This window comes from Gordonia sp. (in: high G+C Gram-positive bacteria) (assembly GCF_049299075.1).
Taxonomy (GTDB): domain Bacteria; phylum Actinomycetota; class Actinomycetes; order Mycobacteriales; family Mycobacteriaceae; genus Gordonia.
Genome location: NZ_JBAQWU010000214.1, coordinates 1 through 7,707 on the forward strand (window position 1 = coordinate 1; position 7,707 = coordinate 7,707).

The 7,707-nt window shown below is 65.0% G+C and carries 11 protein-coding genes; 7 read left to right on the top strand and 4 right to left on the bottom strand.

The annotated features are described in order from the left end of the window. On the top strand, window positions 1-1,179 hold a 1,179-nt coding region (locus WAW85_RS06650; RefSeq protein ID WP_422558841.1), incomplete at its 5' end, for an IS110 family transposase. 144 nt (window positions 1,180-1,323) lie between these two features. On the opposite strand, the gene WAW85_RS06655 is transcribed toward WAW85_RS06650, so the two are convergent. Then, window positions 1,324-1,452, bottom strand: a complete 129-nt coding sequence (locus WAW85_RS06655; protein WP_422558842.1) for a hypothetical protein — start codon at window positions 1,450-1,452, stop codon at window positions 1,324-1,326. Between the two features lie 249 nt (window positions 1,453-1,701). Next, window positions 1,702-2,859 carry a Fic family protein gene (locus WAW85_RS06660; protein ID WP_422558843.1) on the bottom strand — a complete coding sequence of 386 codons (1,158 nt, stop codon included), beginning with the start codon at window positions 2,857-2,859 and terminating at the stop codon, window positions 1,702-1,704. A 331-nt stretch (window positions 2,860-3,190) separates the two neighbouring features. On the opposite strand from WAW85_RS06660, the gene WAW85_RS06665 reads away from it, so the two are divergent. From WAW85_RS06665 to WAW85_RS06690, 6 genes are all read left to right on the top strand, one after another. Further along, the gene (locus tag WAW85_RS06665; RefSeq protein WP_422558844.1) at window positions 3,191-3,700 is read left to right on the top strand and encodes a DUF2716 domain-containing protein; all 510 of its coding nucleotides are present in this window, start codon (window positions 3,191-3,193) and stop codon (window positions 3,698-3,700) included. Next, entirely contained in the window at window positions 3,697-4,299 is a 603-nt protein-coding gene (locus WAW85_RS06670) for a hypothetical protein (protein ID WP_422558845.1), read from the top strand. The genes WAW85_RS06665 and WAW85_RS06670 overlap by 4 nt, the downstream gene beginning before the upstream one ends. Then, window positions 4,296-4,730, top strand: coding sequence for a hypothetical protein (locus WAW85_RS06675; RefSeq protein ID WP_422558846.1), 435 nt, complete (start codon window positions 4,296-4,298; stop codon window positions 4,728-4,730). Before WAW85_RS06670 ends, WAW85_RS06675 begins: the two co-directional genes overlap by 4 nt. Before the next feature lie 82 nt (window positions 4,731-4,812). Beyond that, window positions 4,813-5,070: an addiction module protein gene (locus WAW85_RS06680; protein ID WP_422558847.1), complete on the top strand. Its 258-nt coding sequence runs from the start codon at window positions 4,813-4,815 to the stop codon at window positions 5,068-5,070. 4 nt (window positions 5,071-5,074) lie between these two features. Further along, window positions 5,075-5,386: a type II toxin-antitoxin system RelE/ParE family toxin gene (locus WAW85_RS06685; RefSeq protein ID WP_422558848.1), complete on the top strand. Its 312-nt coding sequence runs from the start codon at window positions 5,075-5,077 to the stop codon at window positions 5,384-5,386. A 282-nt stretch (window positions 5,387-5,668) separates the two neighbouring features. Next, window positions 5,669-5,854, top strand: a complete 186-nt coding sequence (locus WAW85_RS06690; protein ID WP_422558849.1) for a hypothetical protein — start codon at window positions 5,669-5,671, stop codon at window positions 5,852-5,854. 640 nt (window positions 5,855-6,494) lie between these two features. On the opposite strand, the gene WAW85_RS06695 is transcribed toward WAW85_RS06690, so the two are convergent. Further along, complete coding sequence (locus WAW85_RS06695) at window positions 6,495-6,836, bottom strand: hypothetical protein (protein ID WP_422558850.1); 342 nt, start codon at window positions 6,834-6,836, stop codon at window positions 6,495-6,497. Window positions 6,837-7,026: 190 nt separating this feature from the next. Further along, window positions 7,027-7,707 (bottom strand): DUF7674 family protein (locus WAW85_RS06700; RefSeq protein ID WP_422558851.1); only part of this gene is annotated, 681 nt, incomplete at its 5' end.

Genomic DNA, 7,707 nt, shown 5'->3' on the forward strand with positions numbered 1-7,707 from the left:
TGCGTCCGTGTCGCCGGTGCCGGGCGCCGCAAGACTGTCGAGACGGTCACGACCTGGTCGTCGATGACCGGTCAGATCCTCGCGCTGCGTGAGCATCTGGTCGCCGAGCGGGTCACCTGTGTGGTCATGGAGGCCACCGGCGACTACTGGAAGCCGTTCTACTACCTGCTCGAGGGCATTCCCGGCGTCGAGGTGATGCTGGTCAACGCCCGCCACGTCAAGACGTTGCCGGGCCGCAAGAGCGATGTCGCCGACGCGACCTGGCTGGCTCAGCTCGGTGCTCATGGTCTTGTCCGCGGCTCGTTCGTTCCGCCAGAGCCGATCCGACAGTTGCGGGATCTGACCCGGGCACGGACCGCGATCACCCGCGAACGCGGTCGGGAGGTCCAGCGGTTGGAGAAGGTCTTGGAGGACGCCGGGATCAAACTGTCCGCGGTCGCCTCCGACATCATGGGTGTTTCGGGCCGGGCCATGCTCGACGCGCTTATCGCCGGCGACCGCGACCCCGCCGGGCTGGCTGATCTGGCCAAGCGTCGGCTGCGGAACAAGATCCCAGAATTGACTGAGGCGCTCGCGGGCAGGTTCAACGAGCACCATGCGTTCCTGGCCCGGGTCCACCTGGCCCTCATCGATCGACACACGGTCGCGATCGAGCAGTTGACCGAGCGGATCGAGGTGGTGATCGAGCCGTTTCAGGGCTTCCACCACCTCATCTGCACCATCCCGGGGATCTCCACGATCACCGCCGACATCATCGTGGCCGAGACCGGTGCCGACATGACCCGATTCCCGACGGCCAAACACCTCGCCTCGTGGGCCGGGACCACGCCAGGCAACAACGAGTCCGCCGGCAAGGTGAAGTCCTCCAGGACCCGGCCAGGAAACCCCTACCTGCAAGGAGCGCTCGGTGCGGCCGCGATGGCCTGCTCCCAGAACCGGACCACCTACCTCGGTGCCCGTTACCGACGCATCGCCAGCCGTCGAGGGCCGATGAAGGCCAATGTCGCGATTCAACATTCCATGCTCATCGCGATCTGGCACATGGGCACCACCGGCACCCTCTACGAAGACCCCGGCGCCGAGTTCTTCACCCAGCTCCACCCCGACCGCACCAAGAAGCGAGCCATCGCCCAACTCGAATCCATGGGCTACCGAGTCACCCTCGACACCGCATCCTGACCGACCGGCCTGACGCAAAGACCCACCCACTTGAGGTGAATCTTCGCGTCAGAGGGGGTGTGCGGCTGAAGAGTCCGCGTCTGGTCCGCAGAAAGTCCGCAAGAAGTCCGTCGCCAGCAGTCTGAGGCCGTCGGCAGTCGATAATCAGCGGCTCATCCTGCTGAGCGCGTGATTCGCGCGCCAGCGCACGGCGGCGGACGGCTGCCGAGAAAGCCGCCGCAGCAGCGGCTCCAAGTTGGCGTGCGACTCGTCGTCGGTCAGTGTCTCGCTCACGGCAAGACCGAGTCGCACCCCAGGCTCGCTGAGAACCTGATCGAGCAGTTCGGACACGGCCGTCGGTGCGCCCGTTCGCCTGCACACCCACAAGGCGACGGACGTCTACGTGTTCGTCGTCTCGAGCCATGACCAAATCAGTCCCGAGATCGTGCTCGGGTTTTGGCGCTACTCCCCAGCCGAGCAGCTCGAACTGCGCCTTGGTCGCGGACTGAGCGGCTGTGCCGACGGGGTTGTTCGACGGGGTCCTCACGGCAATGCCCGCCTGATCTCGCCGATAAGGGTTGGGTAGGGATCGTCGAGGGGCTTCCGCTCCGCCCTTAGTTCGGCTTGGATCTGCCGGAGCGGTTCGCCGGCGACATAGTGGCGACCGCGCCGCTCGCCTCGTGCTTCCAGCAGGCCGGTGTTGGCGGCGTTGACCAAGTCGCGTGTGGCGGTTCGTTCGTCAAGCTCGGTGAGCTTCACGTAGGACGGCCGTGTCACGCGCAATCCGATTAGCGCGTCGAAGAGCGCGGCGCCGATCCTGTCGTTGAGGCGATGCTCTGAGACCAACTCGTCGATCTTGCGCCACTGGATCTCGGCCTCGTCGAATCGACGACGCATCGTATGTGCCTGCATGTGATGCGCTCGCAGATTGAACTTCACCCACAGCGTCGCGTCGTTTCCGGGGTTCCAAGCACCGTGTCCGGTCGCGGCTAGGACGTCGTAATAGTCCTGGGTGTTGTTGCCTAGCCACTCCTCGATGCCTGAGAACGTCGGCTCGACCACTTCATCCTGGGCGAGCACCATCGTTTGGAGGGCGCGGGCCATGCGCCCGTTTCCGTCGCGGAACGGGTGGATCATGACGAGGTTCAGGTGAGCCATCGCCCCGCGCACGAGCGGATCATCAGCTGTCGGCGTCGACAGCGACTCAGATAGCGAACGCATCAGCTCCGGAACCAGGTCACCGTCCGGACCCGCGTATACGTTGACGCCGCGCTTGTCGTCGCGGACGAAGATCTCCTTGGTGCGGTAACGACCGGGTGTCTTAGACAGGTCGTGATCGAGCAGCATGAAGTGCATCGAACGGAGCACAGCCTCGTCGATCACGAAGCCCGGCTCCGTCGCCACGTTGAGGACGTAGGTGAGGACTCGGCGGTAGGCAATGATCTCGAGCCACGTCTCCTCGTCAGCGCTGAGTGGGGGCTCGCCGTCGACAGCGGCGACGGCGTCCTCGTCGCTGATGGTGTAGCCCTCGATGGTGTTGGAACCCTGGATAGCGCGCGCGGTCGAAGTGCGTCGGAGCAGCCCGTTCCAACGTTTGGGCGCGCGCAGGTAGTCGGCGAGTGAAGCGCGCGTCTCGTGGATCTCGCCGATGACCTGCTGGTCCTCGAGATCTGGATCTGGGGTAGCGAAGAGGGAAGTCATGTCCGTATGTCCTTTAATAAGTGCCAAGGCTACGGGGCAACCTGTCGCTTTGGCACTTATTAAGAGACAATCGGACAGCCTCGCTCATCAAGTCGGTGGCAGCCGCGCGCGTCCGATCCCCGGCAGTCGGCCACAGGTGGCTGTAGGTGTTCAGCGTGGTCGTAGCCGACTGCGGGAGCGAGTGCTTGGGGCGAGATCCCGAGAGCCGTGAAGGGTCAATGGTTGCCAATGACGAAGGGGGATCGGGTGGAAGTTGGCGATGGAAGGCACCCGCGACCGGGACGTTGAGGAAGGCCGGCGACTGAGGCGCGGAGCCGATAACCTCGCCGTCGTGGACGAGTCGATCAACGCGGCGGACGTGTGGCGCGAGGTCGACTACGACATCGCTTGGGCGCCCTTCGACGAACGGTTCGCATTCAAGGCGAACTTCCATGAGCGCGAGCACCCCGCGATCAGACTCTCGGACGATTGCCTTGTCCTCGATCTCGGGGAGGTGTTCGCGTACGACGGGCCGAAGTTCGCGGCAGGTGAAGCGGCGATCAACGCGTCCGGCCTTCGTGCGTTCGTCTGGCTTGCTGAAGACGAGGAACTGACAGCCTTGGACTGGCAGCACCCGGCCTACCGGTATTCGCCTGCACTTCAGTCGCTGACCGCTGCGACTGCCGGCGTTCCGGTCTTCCCCAACGGCGACTACTACGCGCACATGACGCAGGACCTCCGGTGGGGCACCTTCGGGCATCCGTGGCAGCAGACACTCACGGTATGGGGCGTCGACCTGATCGAAACCCTCGGCGCTGAGTTGCTGACCTGGCTGCCTCGCCATCCCCAGAGCCGCGCATGACGTTCAACCCCGCAACGGTCCCGGGCGGCGACATTGCCGCTTGGGGAGCCGAATGCCGCGAGAAACTACTCAGCGGCGTGCGGGAGGGCGACCGGCGCTCGATCTACGACTGGACGAAGAGCTGGATCGCATGGGGCGGCGGTGCATGGCTCCCGGACACGTGGCTCCCGGACACGTGGCTCCTGTACGCCGTCTCGGCGCTTGTCGAAGGCCAACCACGAGGCGCCGTCCACTCTCTGGATCTTGGCACTAAGACGTGGCTCGCGGGCGCCAATGACCGGGCCGCGTTGACGTGGTGCCGGGGCGTCATTGTGATGGACCGACTTGCCGACCCGAAGACCGCGCTGCTCGATCTGGATGACTCGGTGGCCGATGTCCCGGCTTGGGCCGAATCGCACGCTGGCGATCGCCTCGACCACTGCAGGCAGGCGGCCGCGGCCAGTCGTAAGCGGGTCGCCGCAGTGAAGCCTCGGCCTGCCCATGTGGGATCCGAGAACTTCCTGCACGTTGTCGCACCGCCGGTCGGTACTCGTGCGGACGGTGAGCTGCCAATCGTTTGGCCGGCCATCGAGGCGTTCTTCCGGAGAGCGCCGCAATGAGCATCGGCCGAAGCGCAACGGAATGGCTGTCGACCAGGGCCATCGCCGAGATCGACACCGGTGGCTTCGCACAGGCTGATATCGACGAACTGTTTGACGTCCCGCCGGCCGATCCCGTGCATGTCGGACTCGAGTTTCTCCGGGCAGCGCGCGATGGTGTTCAGGCGTCTCATCCGGGCATAGTCGCAATGCTGGTCGTGCCGCTGCCTGCTTCGGACGTGCTGGTTCTCCGGGCTCCTGATTTCACGGAGTTCGCCTTGGCTGCGTGGGAGTACGGTCCTGGGCTTGAGGCGGTCGGTCTCTACCTGCTGGAGCAGCGGATGCTGGCCGCGCACGAGCCGATCGAGGAGCATCGCTGCCACGTCGACGCGAGCGATGTCCTGGGAAGCGGTCCTTCGGTCTACTTCGGGTCGTGGAGGACGCGATTTTGACGCCGCGAACGGCTGGGAGTTCAGCAAACGTTCTACGGACGACTGGACGACTGAGATCGGATCGGTCGCGTAAACTCCATTCATGACCGCCGGAATCGACGAGATCACGCAGTGGGCGCTGACGCTCCCGGTGGATCAGCGTGCCCAGGTGGCAAACGCGCTGCTTGCCAGCCTCGACGACCCGGCCGATTCGGCCGAGGTCCACGAGGCGTGGACGGCAGAAATCACGTCTCGGGTCGACGACATCACGAGCGGTCGGGTGAAGACGATCCCTCACGAAGAGGTGAAGCGACAGCTCGCCGAACGTCGCGCTGCTCGCCAGGACGCTCGGCAGGACTGACGCTTTGCAGATCGCGTGGCACCCTGACGCTCAGGGTGAGTACGACGCGGAAGTTGATTGGTACGAAGCGCGCGGTGCGGGGCTTGGTGACCGGTTCGAGTCGGCCGTCGACGACATGGTCGACACCGTCGTCGAATGGCCCGAGTCAGGAGCGATGTGGCCCGGCTGGGACAGCATCCCCGCCGTAAGGTCGCGGCATGTGGCTGGCTTCCCATTTCGCCTCGTCTACCTCGTCCAGCCCTCTGAGCTCGTAGTTATCGCGATTGCGCACGACAAGCGACTGCCGGGCTACTGGCGGGAGCGGGTCAGTGAGTGACCGGTGCGTGGCAAAGACGTGGCAGGAGAGTCATCAGCGCCCGTCGGCGATCAACGACCGCCAACGCGTTTGCGCAGGTCAACCGCACAATGCCAACAATCACCATCAACACCCGCTGAGCGTGCCGCGCTTCCCCTGGTACTACTGATCTGGCGCGTTTGCCCAGGTCAGCGGCCTGTTCGAGCCGGGCCGGGGCCGGGGAACTCACGCCTCGACGGGAGGTGTCGGGGTTCCCACTAATCGTTGCGACGCCGTGCCGGCCGCTCTGCCACGATGAGGTTTATGCCACCGCCGAGTCCCACAGATCCATCGCACGACGACAACTGGCACGGCAGCTATTACGAGTTGGCGATCAAGTTGGGGCTGGCCGACGACACCCGGTTGGAGACTGCCCTGACGGCCCTTTGGGATATCGCGCACTTGGGCGAACCGTCCGGCGTGACGGCAGCACGGCCGACGTTTCGGTGACCGACCTTGTGGTGGGGCACCTCAACGGCGTTGCCAACATTCCCGGTCTGGGTGCCACTCTCGCCTCGGTCATCCTCGTTCGCGAGGAGTCCTACGAGACCGGTCAGACGATCTACGGGAACGACTGGCTCGACTTGTGTCTGCCGTTCGGTGCCCTCGGCAACCTCGACGATCGAGTCGGCGCCTATCCCTTCGATGACGGCTCGGATTCCAGTTTGTGGCGGCAGCCGATCGAGGACTGGTTCGCAACTATCGCTGAGGCGGTGTTCTCGGCGGTCCCGTTCGCCCACGCGATCACCGGGGAGGAAGTCTCCGGCGTCGAACCCTCCGAAGAGTCCCACCCGTCCCGCCGACTGCTCCTGCCGGCTGCCGACGGGAGCCTTGCAAGGCGATCGAGTCGATTCAAGCGGCCGATGCCTTCCTGTCTTCGTCGGCCATCATCACCAGGACCAGACGCGCACGGGCTGGGTTGGGGCGGGAGATCGCACCTGGACACGTTCTCCACGGTCGCGACGCGCCTCGGCCGCCGCGCCATCGACTGTTCTCAGGGTGACTTTCTTCAGCCCGGCGACTCCAGCCGGGAGTCTTCGGTCCTGGCAGCTGTACCGCGACAGCGTGATCGAGCCGACGTGATCCCACCTCAACCGGCTGGGCAACCGGCCAGGCCGCACGTCTGATCACGGTCAACGTCGCCGTGCTCAAACTCGAGGTGGAAGCAGACATAGTGCATCCGCTCGAACACCGATGTGAAGTACGGGCTGGCCGATGGTGCTCCGCACGCGCGACACACCTGCGAAGGAGCTACGAGCGCTTCAAGGGCCTCATCGACGACGCGATCGATCTCCGCAGTGGTGCACTCGATTTCCGCGACGTCGTCGCTGTTCGTCAGGCGCACCAAGTGGCGGGATCCCTGCACGCGAACGACCACCGAGCGAGTGAACGGAAACTCGTCTTCGGGCGTGGTGAAGAGAAGGTCGTGCATCGACGTACGGCAGTGAATGTGCTGTGCCCACCGATGGCGCGCCACGACAAGTGTCGTTGCGTTGCACAGGGCAGCGGGGACGCTGTCGCAGTTCCGCAGGAATTCGAGGCTGTCCGCCCAGGAGACGTACGGGCTCTGCTGCACCCGACGATCCTCGTCTGAACTCGTGGTCCGTGCAAACGACTTCGTGCTATCGAATCGACTCGGGACCCGCCGGCTTGGCCTGGAAGGTGTGCTCAGCGCCATTGAGCCGCTGGACCACCAAGGTGCTGGCGTCCCAGTCGACCCGATACCTCTCGCCGGCCCGAACGAAGGTGGGGGTGGCGAGCTCGATCCACCCGACGCGGGAAACGAGCGTGAGGCGGTCGGCCGTGACGAACTCACCTTCGAGGAGCGCTTTGTCAGCGCCGTCAGTCGGATCGATCTGTGGGATCGGGGTGCCCTTCTCCCAGAACTCGATGATGGCGTCCCAGTAGCGAAGCGACAGCGGACCGAGCCAGCGGCGGAACACGCTGGGGTCGAGGCCACGCGACGTTCCCGTGCCCATGTGGAAACTCTCCAGGTAGCCGATGACCCCGAGTTCCGAAACGTAGTCGTCGCCATCCCTGATGAGGTGCTCGATGAGGGCGAACGCTCCCTCAAGTTCGTCCGTGTCCGCAGCGAGCACCCGATCGGCGAGGTGCCGCACAACCCATGCCGCGTCGAGATATCCGAGCCGGCCGCCCGCACCTTCGGGGTCGGCGTTCTCCGCCTCGATCTCGGGCCACTCCTCAACGAGCGAAGGGATGGCGGCGAGGATCAGATCCGGAACCTCGGCGGCGGTGATCGCGCGCGAAGTCGGCTCCACAGTCAGTTCCCGTCGAACGTGATG

What these genes read in the sequence shown, in the direction of transcription:
- WAW85_RS06660 (WP_422558843.1), bottom strand. Translation starts at nt 2,859, where the DNA reads ATGACTTCCCTCTTCGCTACCCCAGATCCAGATCTCGAGGACCAGCAG.
- WAW85_RS06670 (WP_422558845.1), top strand. Translation starts at nt 3,697, where the DNA reads ATGACGTTCAACCCCGCAACGGTCCCGGGCGGCGACATTGCCGCTTGG.
- WAW85_RS06675 (WP_422558846.1), top strand. Translation starts at nt 4,296, where the DNA reads ATGAGCATCGGCCGAAGCGCAACGGAATGGCTGTCGACCAGGGCCATC.
- WAW85_RS06680 (WP_422558847.1), top strand. Translation starts at nt 4,813, where the DNA reads ATGACCGCCGGAATCGACGAGATCACGCAGTGGGCGCTGACGCTCCCG.
- WAW85_RS06690 (WP_422558849.1), top strand. Translation starts at nt 5,669, where the DNA reads ATGCCACCGCCGAGTCCCACAGATCCATCGCACGACGACAACTGGCAC.
- WAW85_RS06695 (WP_422558850.1), bottom strand. Translation starts at nt 6,836, where the DNA reads ATGCACGACCTTCTCTTCACCACGCCCGAAGACGAGTTTCCGTTCACT.